Genomic DNA, 15,334 nt, shown 5'->3' with positions numbered 1-15,334 from the left:
CTGCACCCCAGAGCTCGGCCATGAATCCTTTGAGCAAAACCCTGAGCACCTGCCTGCTGGCCTTGGCTGGCTGGGCTGTGCTCACGGGCAGTTCCACAGACGTTTTTCATTGGGACCTGCCTGCCTGGGTGCCACGCCCTGTGGTGCCCGCAGACAACCCGATGAGTGCGGCCAAGGTCGAGCTGGGGCGGCACCTGTTTTACGACCAACGCCTGTCGGCTGACAGCAGCATGTCGTGCGCCACCTGCCACCACCAGGACAAAGCCTTCACCGACGGACTGGCCGTGGCCAAGGGCGTCACCGGGCAAGCGGGTCAACGCAGTGCCATGGCGCTGGCTAATGTGGCCTATCTGCCAGTGCTGACTTGGGCCAACCCCAACCTCACGGCTTTGGAGGTGCAGGCGCTCATTCCGCTGTTTGGTGAGCATCCGGTCGAGATGGGCATGGCAGGGCGAGAGAAAGAACTGTTTGCACGCCTGCAAGCCGATGCGCGTTACCGCGACTTGTTTGCCAAAGCCTTTCCATCCGAAGCCGCAAAAGGCAGAGAGGCTTTGTATTCGCTGGGCACGCTGACCAAAGCCTTGGCCAGTTTTCAGCGCAGCCTGCTCTCGTTTGACAGCCCGTATGACCGCTACAAATACGGCGGCCAGCCCACGGCCATATCCCCAGCGGCCAAGCGCGGAGAAAGCCTGTTCTTTGGCGAAAAGATGGAGTGCTACCACTGCCACGGCAGCTTCACCTTCACCGACAACATCCGCCACAGCAAGCTGCCATTGGCCGAGCGCGGCTTTCACAACACGGGCATGCACAACCTGGATGGCCGGGGTGCTTACCCCGCAGACAACCCGGGCATCAGCGAGTTCACGGGCGACCCCGATGACATGGGCAAGTTCCGCACGACCAGCCTGCGCAACATTGCGCTGACCGCGCCCTATATGCACGACGGCTCGATGGCCACGCTCGACCAAGTCATCCGCGAGCACTACGCCCAGGCCGGCCGCGCAGGCGGCACGGCCAACGGGCCCAGCCCCTTGCGCAGTTCATTGATCGGGGGCTTCGAGGTCAGCGAACAAGAAGTCAGCGACCTGGTCGCTTTCTTGAACACCTTGACCGACCACACCTTTGTTCACAACCCTCGCCACGCCAATCCGTGGAAAACGCGCCCGTGAAACTGGCTGGGGCCCGCTCTGGCATCATCGGGAAATGACATTTTTCACTGCTCGGATGCCCGACTACCAAAGCTTTGTTGCCACGCCCTTTACCCCCAACATCGGGGCCACGCTCCATGGTTTGGATTTGTCGCAACCCTTGAGTGATCTGGCACAAACCGAGCTGAAGGACGCTTTGGCCCGGTTCGAGGTGATCTTTTTTCGGGATCAAGTGCTCACCCCTGCTCAGCAGGTGGCCTTCACCCGCAGTTTTGGCCAAGTCAACGAAGTCAAAGCCTTCTTTCCCCGAGTGGAGAGCCAGCCCGAGATTGAAGTTGTGGAAAGCACCGCCGAGCGCCCGGCGGCCAACAACAATTGGCATTCCGACATCACCTGGCAAGCCAATCCGCCCATCGGCACCAGCCTGTATGCGCAAGTGATTCCAGCCAGCGGTGGCGACACCGTCTGGGCCAGCATGACCACCGCCTACGAGGCCTTGCCTGCTGACTTCAAAGCCTATCTGGAAACCTTGAGTGCCATGCACACCTGGGAGGTGACCGGCTGGACCGAATACTTGCTGCGCCAAGATGCCACGGGCGAGCAGCTGCAGGCTGCTCGCGCCAAATACCCACCCGTGACGCACCCGGTGGTGCGTGTGCACCCCGTCACAGGCAAAAAGATTTTGTACGTTAACCCGACCTTCACCACCCACATCCACGGCCTGCCGCGTACGCAAAGCGACGCATTGTTGGCGCAGTTGTTTGGGCTGATCACCGCCCCCGAAGTGCAGGCCCGGTTTTGCTGGCAGCCCCATTCATTGGCGGTGTGGGACAACCGCTCGACCCAGCATTACGCCGTGGCCGACTTTTATCCGCAGCACCGCAAGCTGCATCGCGTCACCTTCACGGCAGACCCAGCGTTTTGAGTGCGTCAGACTGATTGAAAGCGTCTTCGGGTAAGCTTTGCTCAGTCCTTTTTCAGGAGACACCATGAGCGATTCATCCGCCTTCGGCTTTGGCAAATTCGTACCGGGTTTTGACTTTTTACAAAACCTGTCCAAAACGGCAGCGCAGGCCGCGCCTGGTGCCAGTGCGGGTGCCGTGCCCGGCATGGCCAGCTGGGTGGCGCCCACGCTCAGCATCGAGGACATCGACAAACGCATTCAGGAGTTGAAGTCGGTGCTCTTCTGGTTGGAGCAAAACACCACGGCGCTCAAGGCCACCATCCAGGCGATGGAGGTGCAAAAAATGACCTTGTCCACGCTGCAGAGCATGAATGTGAACATGGCCGATCTGGCCAAGGCTTTCACGGTCAAAGCGCCTGCACCAGCACCTGAGCCGCAAGCTGCTGCGCCCCAGCAGGCCGCACCACAGCCCGAACCCGTTCAGCCAGAACCTGATGCGGTGAAAGAGGAGCCTGAAGCGACTTCGGCAGGGCCTGCGTCCGCCAAGCCTGCGGTGGACCCGATGCAGTGGTGGGGTGCCTTGACCCAGCAGTTTCAAAACATTGCCGCAGCGGCCGTCAAAGACGTGGCCGCCGAAGCCATGAAGACGGGGATGACGGCCAAAGGGGCCAGCACGTCAGCACCTGGCAAAAAACCAAGCCCAGCCAAAAAGCCCGCAGCCAAGAAGTCTGCTGCTGCCAAAACCAAACCGGTTGCCCCATCTGCGCCGCGCAAGGCGGCTGCCAAGCGCAAAGCATCATGAAGCTGTTTCCCTGTGGCCACGCCACCCACCCGCAGTGGCGTATGGCCGCAGGCCTGGTGCTGGCGCAGCTGCGTGCCCAGATGGGTCTGCCAGACTACGCCAGCCAGCCGCGTTTGGGATTGCTCTACATCACTGACCATTACGCGCCCGAGGCGCAAGCCCTGCTGGACCACCTGCGCCAGGCCTTGCCAGAGGTGCCCGACTGGGCAGGCACGGTCGGCATTGGTGTGGCGGTGAACAATGCGGAGTATTTTGACGAACCCGCCATGGCGCTCATGTTGTGCGACCTGACGCCCGAGCAATACCGCGTGTTTTCTGGGGTGTCGCCGCTGCCAGCAGGCTGGGCCGATGCGGCCTTGGTGCACGCAGACCCGCACACGCCCGACCTCGCCGAGCTGATCAAAGAGATGGCCGAGCGCACGCAGCAAGGCTATTTATTTGGCGGTCTGAGCGCCAGCCGCACGCGCAGCGTGCAGTTTTCAGTGCGGGCCGAAGATGCAGGTGGCCAAGAGGTGAATGGCGGTGTTCTCGAAGGCGGTTTGAGTGGGGTGGCTTTCTCGCCCGATGTGTCGCTTTTGTCGCGCGTGACACAAGGCTGCCAGCCTGTGGCCCCCGAGCGCGAGGTCACCGAAGCCGAAGGCCATGTGGTGCTCAAGTTGGCGGGAGAGCCTGCGCTGGATGTGATGCTGGCCGATCTGGACATCAGCCTGAGCGAGCCGCAAAAAGCCATTGCGGTGGTGCGCTCCACACTGGTTGGCCTGAGTGCGCCCGGGCAGTCGGGCGTGGGCCGTGCGGGCAATCTGGGCAACGACGTGCGGGTGCGTCACATCATTGGCCTGGACCCTTTGCGCCAAGGCGTGGCCATTGCCGAGCACCTGGAGCCCGGCATGCGTTTGACGTTTTGCCGCCGCGATGTGCAAGCGGCCCGTGCCGATTTGATTCGGGTGTGCGCCGAAATTCGCGAAGCTTTGGAGCCCGAGATGTTGTCCATCGAGGCGATCAATGCGTTGACCGACGACCCGGTGCCGACCTTGCCCCAAGCGGGTCAGCGCATCGCGGGCGCGGTGTATGTGAGCTGCACCGGACGCGGTGGCCCCCACTTTGGCGGGCCCAGCGCCGAGATGCAAATCATTCGCCACGCTTTGGGCTATGTGCCCTTGGTGGGCTTCTTTGCGGCGGGCGAAATTGCCCGCAAGCAGTTGTACGGTTACACCGGGGTGTTGACGGTGTTCACGACCGATTGAGGGCGAGCCGCTCGCACAGGCCATGCAATGAAATCGCCTGAGTGTCTGCCGCAAGAGGGTAGGTCTCCTTGCCCGGATAAACCACCCATTTTTGGCTGGGCTTCAGGTCATCGCAGGCGCTGTGAAAACCACGCTCCAATTTGGGTGTGCTGCTGCGTTTGATCTCGATGGCCCAAAGCTCACCGCCTGGCCAAACCAGCAGCAAATCAATTTCTGCACCCCCGTTGGTTCTGTAAAAGTAGCCCGTCGCGCCAGCAGGTGCACAGGCCAGCAAGGTTTCAATGCAATACCCTTCCCAGCTGGCACCCACCACCATGTGCGAGAGCAGGCTTTCTTTGGATTCGATGTTCAGCAGCGCATGCACCAGACCACTGTCACGCACATACACCTTGGGTGCTTTGACCAAGCGCTTGCCGGTGTTGTTGTGCCAAGGGGCGAGCCTGCGCACCAACAGCAAGTCACACAAGAGATCGATGTAGCTTTGTGCGGTTTTGACATCCACCCCCAGGTTGCGCGCCAGTTGGGCCACGTTGAGCAGGCCGCCTTGGTGGTGGGCCAGCATGGTCCAGAAGCGGCGCAATGTCTCGGCGGCGATGCGCGGGCCGAATTGTGGAATGTCGCGTTCCAGATAGGTGCGGATGAAATTTTCTCGCCAGCGCAGGCTGCGGGCATCTGAGGGGGCGGTCAGACTTTGCGGAAAACCACCCCGCAGCCACAAGTCATCCATGGTGCCCTGGCCTGTTTCCAGGACAGTCAAGGGGCCCAGTTCCAGATAAGCGATGCGACCGGCCAGGGTTTCGCCTGACTGCTGCAAAACATCCAGGCTGGCCGAGCCGAGCAACAAATACTGTCCGGATGCCCGGCCTGAGCGTCGGGCCTGGTCAATCAAGCCGCGCAGCACCGGAAACAGGCCAGGTGCCCGGTGCACCTCGTCCATGATGACCAATTTGTCCAGGTGACTTTCCAGATACAACTCCGGCTGGGCCAGCTTGCCGCGATCTCGATCCGATTCCAGGTCGAGATAGACGTGCGGAATCTTGCGCGCCACTTCCAGTGCCAGCGTGGTTTTGCCCACCTGACGGGGGCCGAGCAAGGCCACGGCCGGTGAAAACTGGAGTTCTTCACCCAGTAAAGATTGCAAATGGCGTTTAAACATCCTTGCAATTATGGAGTTTCATTCCATGATTTGCAAGGATAAATACCTCAGACTCCGCGTGCCCGATCCGTCTTGAACTGAGCCCGGAAGGCGCTGAACTGGCTCGCGTCCAGCGATTCGCGCACTTCGCGCATCAGGTTCAGGTAGTAGTGCAGGTTGTGGATGGTGGTCAGCATGGGACCGAGCATTTCGCCGCAGCGGTCCAGGTGGTGCATGTAGGCACGGCTGAATCCGTCGCGTCCGCCTTGGTCCCATGACACGCCGGACGTACCTGCACAGGCGTGGCAGGTGCAGCTGGTGTCCAGTGGCTGCGGGTCGTTTTTGTGTCGGGCGTTACGCAGCTTCAGGTCGCCAAAGCGGGTGAACACCGTGCCGTTGCGGGCGTTGCGGGTGGGCATCACGCAGTCGAACATGTCCACGCCATCGGCCACGCCTTGCACCAAATCCTCAGGGGTGCCCACGCCCATCAGGTAGCGCGGTTTGTTTGCGGGCAGGCGGTGGGGCGTGTGCGCCATGATTTGCAGCATCAGGTCCTTGGGCTCGCCCACGCTCACGCCGCCAATCGCGTAACCCGGAAAGTCCATCTCGACCAGCGCGTCCAGCGATTCCTGGCGCAGGTTTTCAAACATGCCGCCTTGCACGATGCCAAACAGCGCGTTGGGGTTTTCTAACCGTGCAAACTCGTCCTTGCTGCGCACGGCCCAGCGGCGGCTCATTTCCATTGACTTGCGGGCTTCTGCCTCGGTGGTCAAGTGCCCCTTGGTTTCGTAAGGCGTGCACTCGTCGAGCTGCATCACGATGTCGGAGTTGAGGATGGTCTGGATCTGCATGCTCACTTCGGGCGACATGAAGAGTTTGTCGCCGTTCACGGGGCTGGCAAAGGTCACGCCTTCTTCGGTGATCTTGCGCATGTCGCCCAGCGACCAGACCTGAAAACCGCCCGAGTCGGTCAAGATGGGCTTGTCCCATTTTTCAAACTGGTGCAGGCCGCCAAAGCCTTTCATGATGTCCAGACCCGGGCGCATCCACAGGTGGAAAGTGTTGCCCAAAATGATTTGCGCGCCCATCTCGTGCAGGCTGCGCGGCATCACGCCTTTGACGGTGCCGTAGGTCCCCACAGGCATGAAGATCGGCGTTTGCACCACACCATGGTTCAGGGTCAGCGTACCGCGGCGGGCGTGGCTGGAAGGGTCGGTTTTGAGCAGGTCGAATTGGAGCATGTAAGGCCTAAAGCTGAGGCCTGAATTGTAGGAGCTCACCCTGTGAGCGATTTGGCAAAAAACTCAGGCCAAAAAATCAGGCTATTTGTTCTGCGCTGGCTTTGCTGCCATCACCAAAGCATTGCGCGACCAACTCGCGCAGCCACTGGTGCCCCGGGTCTTTGTGCAGGCGGGCGTGCCAGAACTGGTGAATCACACTGCCGTCTACCGCCAAAGGCAGGGCGCGGGTGGTCAGGGCGTAGGGGTGTGTGACGCGCTGCGCGAAGCGTTCGGGCACGGTGGCGATCAGGTCGGAGTGGCCCAGCACGTCGCCCAGCGCCACGTAGTGGGGCACCGTGAGTCGAATGCGTCTTTGCAAGCCCTGGCGCTCCAGGGCCTCGCTGATGGCCTCGTCTATCCGGCCGTGGCCCGTTCCCGCTGCGATCACCCGCACATGGTCGGCAGCGGCAAAGTCGGCGAGGGTCACGTTAGGCGCATGGGCGAGTGGGTGACTTTTGCGCATCAGGCACACATAGGGTTGGCGAAACAGCGCTTGCTGGAAGAAACCCGCCTGCAACTGCGGCAGCAAGCCCAGCGCCAAGTCGGTGCGGCCCGTGGCCATGTCTTCGCCCAGGCTGGCGCTGGTCACGGCCACCACGTTCAGCGTGACGCCTGGTGCGTTTTGGGCCAGTGCGTCCATCAGCACCGGCAGGAAATACATCTCGCCCACATCGGTCATGGCCAGGGTGAAGCGCCGTTCGCTGGTGGCCGGGTCGAACGAGGCGCGCACCTGCAGCGCTTGCTGCAAGCCATCGAGCGCGATGGCCACGGGATCGGCGAGCTGCAAGGCATAGGGCGTGGGCACCATGCCACCTTGGGTGCGCAAAAACAGGGGGTCGTCCAGACTGGTGCGCAAACGGCCTAAGGCGCTGCTGACGGCGGGCTGGCTCATGCCCAAGACCGTGGCCACTGCCGAGACGCGTTTTTCGCGCAACAAGTGGTGAAACACCAGCAGCAGGTTCAGGTCGAGGCGGGCGAGGTCCATTTTGGGTGATATTTGAAATTTGAATAGTGATTATCTTTGAAATTCGATTTACGAAATTCCAGCCATTGCCCATGATCCGCATCAAGAAATTCGAGGAAACGCCATGCACGAACAAACCATCCACTGGGAAACGCCCGGCACCAGCAGCGTTCCGTTTGCCGTGTACACCGACGAGGCGCTGCACAAAAAGGAGCTGGAGCGTTTCTTCTACAAAGGCCATTGGAGCTATGTGGGCCTGGAAGCCGAGATCCCGAACCCCGGTGACTTCAAGCGCACCGTGGTGGGCGAGCGCTCGGTCATCATGACGCGGGCCACCGACGGGCAGATCCATGTGGTCGAGAACGTCTGCGCCCACCGGGGCATGCAGTTTTGCCGCGAACGCCATGGCAACAAGAAAGAATTTGTCTGCCCCTACCACCAGTGGAGCTACACGCTTAAGGGTGACTTGCAGGGCGTACCGTTTCGACGTGGTGTGCGCCAAGACGGCAAGGTCAATGGCGGCATGCCCGCCGACTTTGACCCCAAAGACCACGGCCTCACAGCCTTGAAAGTGGCCACGCGCGGCGGCGTGGTGTTCGCGTCGTTTGACCCTGCTGTGGAGTCGCTCGAAGACTTCATGGGCCCCACCATCCTCAAGTACTTTGACCGCCTGTTCAACGGCCGCAAGCTGGTGGTGCTGGGCTACAACCGCCAGCGCATTCCAGGCAACTGGAAGCTGATGCAAGAGAACATCAAAGACCCGTACCACCCCGGCCTCTTGCACACCTGGTTTGTGACCTTTGGCCTTTGGCGGGCCGACAACAAGAGCGAGCTGCGCATGGACGCACACCACCGCCACGCCGCCATGATTTCCACCCGGGGCAGCGCGGGCCAGGCCACGGGGCAGGCGTCGCAGGTCACACAGGTGAGCAGCTTCAAAGAAAGCATGCAGCTGCACGACGTCAGCTTTCTGGACATCGTGCCCGAAGGCTGGTGGCAAATGGAAGAGCAAATGCCCACGGCCGTGATGATGACGCTGTTCCCCAGTGTGATTTTTCAGCAGCAGGTCAACAGCGTGTCCACCCGCCACATCCAGCCTGACGGGCATGGTGCGTTCGACTTTGTCTGGACGCATTTTGGTTTTGAAGACGACACGCCTGAGATGACCGAGCGCCGCTTGCGCCAGTCCAACCTGTTTGGCCCCGCAGGTTTTGTGAGTGCGGACGACGGCGAGGTGATCGAGTTCTCGCAGCAAGCCTTTGAGACCAAACCCGAGCACCGCATGCTGGTGGAGCTGGGCGGGCGCGATGTGGGCGAGACGGACCACATGGTGACCGAGACCCTGATTCGGGGCATGTATGAATACTGGCGCAAAGTGATGGAGGCCTGAACAAGATGAGCACAATCACCATAGTGAATTTTGAAACCCACATGGCATTGACCCGCCTGTACGCCGATTACGCCCTGGCTGTGGACAGTGGCCAATGGGATTTGTGGCCCGAGTTTTTCACCGAGCAGTGCGTGTACAAACTCATCCCTCGTGAGAACCACGAGCGCGGCTTTCCGTTGTGCACCCTCTCGTTCACCAGCAAAGGCATGTTGAAAGACCGGGTCTATGGCATTCAGGAGACGCTGTACCACGACCCCTATTACCAGCGGCATGTGGTGGGCGCGCCGGTGGTGCAGCGTGTGGAGGGTGATCGCATTCATTCACAAGCCAATTACGCGGTGTTTCGCACCAAGCTCGACAAGGAAAGCACCGTGTTCAACGTGGGCCGTTACATCGACACCATCGTGCCAACACCCGAAGGTTTGAAGTTCGCCGAGCGCCTGTGCGTGTACGACAGCGAAATGATCCCCAACGCCATCATTTACCCCATATGACCATGACAAACTGGATTGACGTGGCCGCCGAGGCCGACCTGTTCGAAGGCGCGGGCATCGCCGTGACGCCCGAAGGACAAGACATTGCCCTGTTCAGCGTGGACGGCGAGGTGTTTGCCATCAACAACCAGTGCACCCACGGCAACGCCAAGCTCTGTGACGGCTTTGTCGAAGGCGACCATGTGGAATGTCCCTTTCACCAGGCCCAGTTCAGCCTGCGTGACGGCTCAGTGGCCTGCGGCCCGGCCACCGAAGCGGCCAAGACTTGGCCGGTCAAGGTCGAGGGTGGGCGGGTGTTCTTGCAGCTTTAAGGTTTGGACGCCAGCAGTCGGTCCAAGGTGGACTGGTACACCCTGCTGTTTTCGCGGCGGTCAACCGCCATGACCATGACGATCAGAACATCATCTTCAACACCGTAAACCAAGTGGACGCCTTGCTTGAGCAGCTAGATCTTGTAGTAGCCCTTTAAGTCCCCATGCAATGCACCGCCAGGGACGTGTGGGTTGTCGAGGCGTTTTTTCAGCAGTTTGCGCAAAGGCTCTTTGACGGAGCTATCCAGTGCCTGCCACTCGGCCAAAGCCTCAGGCAAGAATTTCAAGGTGTAAGCCACCGCTTAAACCGTGTCGATGTCTACCGAAATGGCTTGCGCCTTTTGCTCCAAGCGAGACCTGACCAGATTTTCCAGATCACGGTCTGCCATTTGATCCAGCATGGCCTCAAACAATGCAGGTTCGACCATGTAGAACGCGGCCTTGTTGTGGCTGAGTACGGCCACGGGGCGTCGGTTGGCAGAGCGCAAAACCGAGGCCGGATTGCGTTTGAACTCAGACATGCTCACCGTCTGTTGGGTCATCAAGGTTTCCATAGCGAAACTCCAATGGGCGCTAAATAAAGAGCTAATTTTAGCGCCGAATCAGCAGCATCGCATCCCCGTAGCTGAAGAACCGGTACTTCTGCGCCATCGCGTGGCGGTACAGGCCCATGATGTGTTCGTAGCCCGCAAAAGCGCTGACCAACATCATCAAGGTGCTTTTGGGCAGGTGGAAATTGGTGATCAGCCGGTCGATCACTTTGAACTCAAACCCCGGGGTGATGAAAATCTGCGTGTCGCCGCTGGCCTGACCGAACTTGGCCCACGACTCCAGCGTGCGCACGGTGGTGGTGCCCACCGCCACCACTTGGCCGCCGCGTGCCTTGCAGGCCGCAATCGCTTGCTGTGTGGCTTCGGGCACTTCATACCATTCGCTGTGCATGTGGTGTTCGGCAATGTTCTCGGTCTTGACCGGCTGGAACGTGCCCGCGCCCACATGCAGCGTTACGCTGGCCGTCTGCACGCCGCGTGCCGCCAGGGCGGCCAAGACGCCTTCGTCAAAATGCAGCGCCGCCGTGGGCGCGGCCACCGCACCAGGCGCTCGTGCAAACACGGTCTGGTAGCGCTGGGCGTCTTCTGCCGAATCGGTGTGGGTGATCGCGCCCGCAGGGCGCTCAATGTAAGGCGGCAATGGCATCACGCCGTGCTTTTCCATCAGGGCGTGCGGCTCGTCGCTCAGTTGCAGGTGAAACAGCTGGCCGTTTTCGTCGGGCCAACGACCCAGCAGCACGGCGTCAAACCCGCCGTTTTGGGCGCCGCCCATCATGAACATCTTGCCGTCGATCAAAGGCTTTTTGCTGACCTTCATGTGCGCCACCACTTGGTGGCCAGGCAGCACGCGTTCGATCAGCAATTCGAGTTTGCCGCCCGAAGCCTTCTCGCCAAAGATGCGGGCCTTGACCACCTTGGTGTCGTTGAACACCAGCAGATCGCCCGCATTCAGCAAGCCAGGCAGTTCATGAAAAATGCGGTCCACCACCGTGGCCGATGTGCCGTCGAGCAAGCGCGAGCCGCTGCGCTCGGTGGCGGGGTGCTGGGCAATCAGTTCGGGGGGCAGCTCAAAGTCGAAATCGCTGAGCGTGAAGTTGCGCGTGGTGGCGCTGTTGTCAGAAGTCATGGGGCTTCAGGGCCGGACAGGCCCGTACAAAGTGAAAGACAGACGCCACACTTGCTGGTGTGGCACGAGGGCACCGCGTCGCACGTACCGCTGGTGCGGCGCGGTGGTTTCGCTAAAGCGAGAACACTCAGATGTCGATGTTGCCCGCCCGCAGCGCGTTGCTCTCGATGAAGTGGCGGCGTGGCTCGACTTCGTCGCCCATGAGCATGGTGAACACGCGGTCGGCTTCGATGGCGTCGTCGATCTGCACGCGCAGCAGGCGGCGCACGGTGGGGTCCATAGTGGTTTCCCACAGCTGGGCGGGGTTCATCTCGCCCAAGCCTTTGTAGCGCTGGCGGCTGGTGGTGCGTTCGGCTTCGCTGATGAGCCAATGCATGGCTTGGCGGAAGTCGCCCACTTTTTCTTCTTTCTGGCGCTCGCCTTCACCGCGTGTGGCTTTGGCGCCTTCGCCCAGCAAACCGCGGAAGGTCTCGGCCGCTTCGGCCAAAGCGCCGTAATCCGCACCGTGCACAAAGTCTTGCGTGATGATGCTGCTCTTGATGTTGCCGTGGTGGCGGCGGCTGATGCGCAGAATCGGTTTGTCGGTGCGCACGTCAAACTCGGCGGTCACTTCGGCGGGAATGCCTGTGGTGTTGAGTTCGCGCAGCTTGGCTTGCAGCGCGGGGGCGCAAGCGGCGGCTTGTTCCATGCCATCCAGGTTCAGTGACACGCCGTCGGCCATGGCCCGCAGGGCTTCGGCGTCCATGAAGTTAGACAAACGCGCAATGACGTGTTCGGCCACTTGGTGCTTGCGCGCCAGGGCTTCGAGGGTCTCGCCTGTGAGCACTTGCGGTGCAGCGCCGCCCGTAGAAATGCTGGCGTCTTTGAGCGCGATGCGCAGCAAGAAGCCGTCGAGCGCCGGACCGTCTTTGAGGTACAGCTCTTCTTTGCCGGCCTTGACTTTGTAGAGCGGTGGCTGGGCAATGTAGATGTGGCCACGCTCGACCAAATCAGGCATCTGGCGGTAGAAGAAGGTGAGCAGCAAGGTCCGGATGTGCGCGCCGTCCACGTCGGCGTCGGTCATGATGATGATGCGGTGGTAGCGCAGTTTGTCGACGTTGAAGTCGTCGGTGCCGCTCTTGCCCGATTCGGCGCTGGCCTTGCCAATGCCGGTGCCAAGCGCCGTGATGAGGGTGACGATTTCGTTGCTGGTCAGCAGCTTTTCGTAGCGGGCTTTTTCCACGTTCAGGATCTTGCCGCGCAGGGGCAAGATGGCCTGGAATTTACGGTCTCGGCCTTGCTTGGCCGAGCCGCCGGCGGAGTCGCCCTCGACGATGTAGATTTCGCACAGGGCGGGGTCTTTTTCTTGGCAGTCGGCCAGTTTGCCGGGCAGGCCCATGCCGTCGAGCACGCCTTTGCGGCGTGTCATTTCGCGGGCTTTGCGGGCGGCTTCGCGGGCGCGGGCCGCTTCCACAATCTTGCCGCAGATGATTTTGGCGTCGTTGGGGCGCTCTTCCAAAAAGTCGGTCAGTGCCTTGGCCACGATGTCTTCCACCGGGGCACGCACTTCGCTCGACACCAGCTTGTCTTTGGTTTGGCTGGAGAACTTGGGCTCGGGCACTTTGACGCTCAGCACGCAGCACAGGCCTTCGCGCATGTCGTCGCCGCTGACTTCGACTTTTTGTTTTTTGGCGATCTCGTTTTTCTCGATGTACTTTGCAATCACGCGTGTCATCGCGGCACGCAGGCCGGTGAGGTGAGTGCCACCGTCACGTTGCGGGATGTTGTTGGTGAAGCACAGCACGTTCTCGTTGTAGCCGTCGTTCCACTGCATGGCCACTTCCACACCGATGCTGGTGCCGGGGATGCCGCCGTAGCTGTCGGCCGGGCGCTCGCCGTTGGCGTGGAAGGCGTTGGGGTGCAACACTTTTTTGTTGGCGTTGATGAAGTCCACAAAGCCTTTGACGCCACCGGCGCCAGAGAAGTCGTCTTCTTTGCCGCTGCGCTCGTCTTTGAGGCGAATGCGCACGCCGTTGTTGAGGAAGGACAACTCGCGCAAACGCTTGGCCAGTATTTCGTAATGGAAATCGGTGTTCTGCGTGAAGATTTCGGTGTCGGGCAAGAAGTGCACTTCGGTGCCGCGCTTGTCGGTGGCTCCTGTCACGCGCATGGGTGAGACTTCCACGCCGTCCACGGTGTCGAGCAAACGGTTTTGCACAAAGCCTTTGGCAAAGTCGATCTGGTGCACTTTGCCCTCGCGACGCACCGTCAGGCGCAGCCACTTGCTCAAAGCGTTCACGCAAGACACGCCCACGCCGTGCAGACCGCCGGAGACCTTGTAACTGTTTTGGTTGAACTTGCCGCCCGCGTGCAGTTCGGTCAAAGCGATCTCGGAGGCGCTGCGCTTGGGCTCGTGCTTGTCGTCCATCTTCACGCCCGTGGGAATGCCACGGCCGTTGTCGGTCACACTGATCGAGTTATCAGAGTGGATGGTGACGACGATGTCGTCGCAGTGGCCCGCCAGCGCTTCGTCGATCGAGTTGTCCACGACCTCGAACACCAGATGGTGCAAACCTGTGCCATCGGATGTGTCACCGATGTACATGCCGGGGCGTTTGCGCACCGCTTCCAGGCCTTCCAGAATCTGGATGGAGCCTTCGCCGTAGCCTTCGGATGCGCCCGCTTGGTGGGCGTCGATCTTGGGTTGCGCGGTGGTGAAAGCTTCTTCGCTGGGGTTGATTTCGTCGGTCATGTTCAATTTTCTCTGTCGCTTGAATGGCCGAAACCCGCGAGAGGTCGCGGGTTTCGATAAGGGAGTCCTTGTGGGCTTTCGCCTTAAATGCGCATCGGCATCACCACGTATTTGAAGTTGTCGTTTTCCGGAATGGTGATCAGCGCTGAGCTGTTGCCGTCGGCCAGGTCAATGCGGACCATGTCTTGGCCCATGTTGCTGAGCACATCGATGATGTAGGTGACGTTGAAGCCGATCTCGATGGCGTCACCGCCGTAGTCGATATCAAGTTCGTCCACGGCCTCTTCTTGCTCGGCGTTGGTGGACGCCACGCGCAAGCTGCCGGGGTCGAGGTTCAGGCGCACGCCCTTGAACTTGTCACTGGTCAAAATCGCTGTGCGCTGCAAGCAAGACAGCAGGGCTTGACGGCCCAGCGTCAGGTTGTTGCGGTGGCCTTTGGGGATCACGCGGTTGTAGTCGGGGAACTTGCCCTCGACCAGCTTGGTCACGAACTCCATGCCGTCAAAGCTGAACTTGGCTTGGTTGTTGGCGAATTGCATCTCGATCGCGCCGTCGGCGTCCGACAGCAAACGCTGCAGTTCCAGCACGGTTTTGCGCGGCAAGATGACTTCTTGTTTGGTGGGCACTTCCACGTCGAGCGTGGCCGCTGTAAAGGCCAGGCGGTGGCCGTCGGTGGCGACCAGGCTCAGGCGGTTGCCTTCGGCCACAAACAAGATGCCATTGAGGTAGTAGCGGATGTCGTGCACGGCCATGGCAAACGAGACTTGCCCCAGCAATTGCTTGAGGGTCTTTTGTGGCACGCTGAACACGGGGCCGAAGCTGGCCGCTTCTTGCACCAGCGGGAAATCTTCTGCGGGCAAGGTCTGCAAGGTGAACTTGGATTTGCCGCCCTTCAAGATCAGCTTGGCTTGTGACGATTCGAGACTCACCGTTTGGTCGGCAGGCATGGTGCGCAAGATGTCGATGAGTTTGCGTGCACCCACGGTGGTGGTGAAGTCGCCTGGGTCGCCTTCCATCTCGGCGGTGGTGCGGATCTGGATTTCAAGGTCGCTGGTGGTCAGCTGCAAAGCATGGCCTGTTTTGCGGATCAGCACGTTGGCCAGTACGGGCAATGTGTGGCGACGCTCAACGATGCCGGACACGGATTGCAGGACCGACAGCAATTTGTCTTGGGTGGCCTTCAGGACGATCATTTGTCTACCTTTGGTGGTTTTTGTCACCGCAGCTCAACGCTGGGTGAATTTTTCGCAACAG

The 15,334-nt window shown here is 60.5% G+C and carries 15 protein-coding genes; 7 read left to right on the top strand and 8 right to left on the bottom strand.

All coding sequences use genetic code 11. From position 1 onward, the window contains the following. Window positions 1-20 precede the first annotated feature (20 nt). The 4 genes from B9Z50_RS04485 (at window position 21) to B9Z50_RS04470 (ending at window position 4,098) form a co-directional block, all read left to right on the top strand. Window positions 21-1,169 (top strand): methanobactin export MATE transporter MbnM, encoded by a 1,149-nt coding sequence (locus tag B9Z50_RS04485; protein WP_108362393.1) that lies wholly within the window; start codon window positions 21-23, stop codon window positions 1,167-1,169. Window positions 1,170-1,224: 55 nt separating this feature from the next. Continuing rightward, a complete protein-coding gene (locus B9Z50_RS04480; RefSeq protein WP_108362392.1) occupies window positions 1,225-2,073 on the top strand; it encodes a TauD/TfdA family dioxygenase in 849 nt (282 codons plus the stop codon). A 64-nt stretch (window positions 2,074-2,137) separates the two neighbouring features. Continuing rightward, the gene (locus tag B9Z50_RS04475; protein ID WP_108362391.1) at window positions 2,138-2,854 is read left to right on the top strand and encodes a PhaM family polyhydroxyalkanoate granule multifunctional regulatory protein; all 717 of its coding nucleotides are present in this window, start codon (window positions 2,138-2,140) and stop codon (window positions 2,852-2,854) included. After that, complete coding sequence (locus B9Z50_RS04470) at window positions 2,851-4,098, top strand: FIST N-terminal domain-containing protein (protein WP_108362390.1); 1,248 nt, start codon at window positions 2,851-2,853, stop codon at window positions 4,096-4,098. The genes B9Z50_RS04475 and B9Z50_RS04470 overlap by 4 nt, the downstream gene beginning before the upstream one ends. On the opposite strand, the gene B9Z50_RS04465 is transcribed toward B9Z50_RS04470, so the two are convergent. From B9Z50_RS04465 to B9Z50_RS04455, 3 genes are all read right to left on the bottom strand, one after another. Further along, window positions 4,085-5,239: an ATP-binding protein gene (locus B9Z50_RS04465; RefSeq protein WP_233249749.1), complete on the bottom strand. Its 1,155-nt coding sequence runs from the start codon at window positions 5,237-5,239 to the stop codon at window positions 4,085-4,087. The genes B9Z50_RS04470 and B9Z50_RS04465 overlap by 14 nt on opposite strands. Window positions 5,240-5,301: 62 nt before the next feature. Then, on the bottom strand, window positions 5,302-6,474 hold the full coding sequence (gene tgt / locus B9Z50_RS04460; protein ID WP_108362388.1) for a tRNA guanosine(34) transglycosylase Tgt: 1,173 nt from the start codon (window positions 6,472-6,474) through the stop codon (window positions 5,302-5,304). Between the two features lie 76 nt (window positions 6,475-6,550). Beyond that, a complete protein-coding gene (locus tag B9Z50_RS04455) occupies window positions 6,551-7,498 on the bottom strand; it encodes a LysR family transcriptional regulator (protein WP_108362387.1) in 948 nt (315 codons plus the stop codon). A gap of 103 nt (window positions 7,499-7,601) precedes the next feature. Between B9Z50_RS04455 and B9Z50_RS04450 the strand changes: the two genes are divergently transcribed. The 3 genes from B9Z50_RS04450 to B9Z50_RS04440 are packed head-to-tail and all read left to right on the top strand — an operon-like array spanning window position 7,602 to window position 9,672. Further along, window positions 7,602-8,867 (top strand): aromatic ring-hydroxylating dioxygenase subunit alpha, encoded by a 1,266-nt coding sequence (locus B9Z50_RS04450; RefSeq protein WP_108362386.1) that lies wholly within the window; start codon window positions 7,602-7,604, stop codon window positions 8,865-8,867. A 5-nt stretch (window positions 8,868-8,872) separates the two neighbouring features. After that, window positions 8,873-9,361 carry an aromatic-ring-hydroxylating dioxygenase subunit beta gene (locus tag B9Z50_RS04445; protein ID WP_108362385.1) on the top strand — a complete coding sequence of 163 codons (489 nt, stop codon included), beginning with the start codon at window positions 8,873-8,875 and terminating at the stop codon, window positions 9,359-9,361. Next, complete coding sequence (locus B9Z50_RS04440) at window positions 9,358-9,672, top strand: non-heme iron oxygenase ferredoxin subunit (RefSeq protein WP_108362384.1); 315 nt, start codon at window positions 9,358-9,360, stop codon at window positions 9,670-9,672. The genes B9Z50_RS04445 and B9Z50_RS04440 overlap by 4 nt, the downstream gene beginning before the upstream one ends. A 134-nt stretch (window positions 9,673-9,806) precedes the next feature. On the opposite strand, the gene B9Z50_RS17730 is transcribed toward B9Z50_RS04440, so the two are convergent. From B9Z50_RS17730 to dnaN, 5 genes are all read right to left on the bottom strand, one after another. After that, on the bottom strand, window positions 9,807-9,959 hold the full coding sequence (locus B9Z50_RS17730; protein WP_199221657.1) for a type II toxin-antitoxin system RelE/ParE family toxin: 153 nt from the start codon (window positions 9,957-9,959) through the stop codon (window positions 9,807-9,809). Window positions 9,960-9,974: 15 nt separating this feature from the next. Next, complete coding sequence (locus B9Z50_RS04430; RefSeq protein ID WP_090044586.1) at window positions 9,975-10,226, bottom strand: type II toxin-antitoxin system Phd/YefM family antitoxin; 252 nt, start codon at window positions 10,224-10,226, stop codon at window positions 9,975-9,977. Between the two features lie 37 nt (window positions 10,227-10,263). Next, window positions 10,264-11,349, bottom strand: coding sequence for a tRNA preQ1(34) S-adenosylmethionine ribosyltransferase-isomerase QueA (gene queA / locus B9Z50_RS04425; RefSeq protein WP_108362383.1), 1,086 nt, complete (start codon window positions 11,347-11,349; stop codon window positions 10,264-10,266). Window positions 11,350-11,476: 127 nt separating this feature from the next. Then, window positions 11,477-14,080 carry a DNA topoisomerase (ATP-hydrolyzing) subunit B gene (gene gyrB, locus B9Z50_RS04420; RefSeq protein WP_108362382.1) on the bottom strand — a complete coding sequence of 868 codons (2,604 nt, stop codon included), beginning with the start codon at window positions 14,078-14,080 and terminating at the stop codon, window positions 11,477-11,479. Between the two features lie 83 nt (window positions 14,081-14,163). Then, window positions 14,164-15,273, bottom strand: coding sequence for a DNA polymerase III subunit beta (dnaN, locus tag B9Z50_RS04415; RefSeq protein WP_108362381.1), 1,110 nt, complete (start codon window positions 15,271-15,273; stop codon window positions 14,164-14,166). Window positions 15,274-15,334: the final 61 nt, after the last annotated feature.

This window comes from Limnohabitans sp. Bal53, from assembly GCF_003063355.1.
Classification (GTDB): Bacteria; Pseudomonadota; Gammaproteobacteria; order Burkholderiales; family Burkholderiaceae_C; genus Limnohabitans_A.
The sequence above is the reverse complement of the archived record's forward strand: the minus strand, read 5'-3'. Positions and strand labels throughout refer to the sequence as shown.